The sequence below is a fragment of the Periweissella ghanensis genome (assembly GCF_918814755.1).
In the GTDB taxonomy this organism is placed as follows: Bacteria; Bacillota; Bacilli; order Lactobacillales; family Lactobacillaceae; genus Periweissella; species Periweissella ghanensis.
This window is the reverse complement of sequence record NZ_CAKKNT010000061.1, coordinates 1-651: the sequence shown is the minus strand read 5'-3', so window position 1 is coordinate 651 and position 651 is coordinate 1. Positions and strand designations below refer to the sequence as shown.

The window sequence follows — 651 nt, the reverse complement described above, 5'->3', positions numbered from 1 at the left end:
TGTGACTGCTAAACTAAAGTGAGCCATTTTTAGTCAATAAATGTATACCAAAAATAATCAATAACATTGAGCCACCTCAATCAATTAAAATTAAGAGTATTTAATTTTAATTGATTGGAGATCTTATAGGTGAACAAATTGGTATTGTATCAAGATATACAGCGCTTAGCTGCAAAAGGATATTCTCAACGGACAATTGCTGAAAAACTAGCAATTTCTAGAAATACAGTTAGTAAGTACTTGAAGAAAGATGAGGGTCAATTACTAGATTGGCTTGCAGAAACTCGGACACGTAGTAAAAAAATTGATTCTTACGAATCACAGATATTAATATGGCTTACTGAATCTCCCGATTTATCTGGTGCACAGATTTATGATTGGCTAGAAGAAAAATATGGTGAGCTACCTTTTGGCGAACAAACATTACGTAGAAATGTAAAACTGATTAGAGAGAAATTCAATATCAGAAAGAAGAAAAAAAACAGACAATACCAAACTCTACCTGATTTACCTATGGGTTATCAGGCACAACTAGACTTCGGTCAAACGAAGCAAAAGACATATGGCAACGGAGAAGTAACATTATATGTTGTGGCTATGGTTCTTTCACATTCGAGATATAAATGGGCCAAATGGCAGACACGACCATTT

The 651-nt window shown here is 34.1% G+C and carries 1 protein-coding gene; it reads left to right on the top strand.

From position 1 onward, the window contains the following. Positions 1 to 129 precede the first annotated feature (129 nt). A partial coding sequence (locus LQZ76_RS09990; RefSeq protein WP_230099544.1) for a helix-turn-helix domain-containing protein occupies positions 130 to 651 on the top strand: 522 nt, incomplete at its 3' end.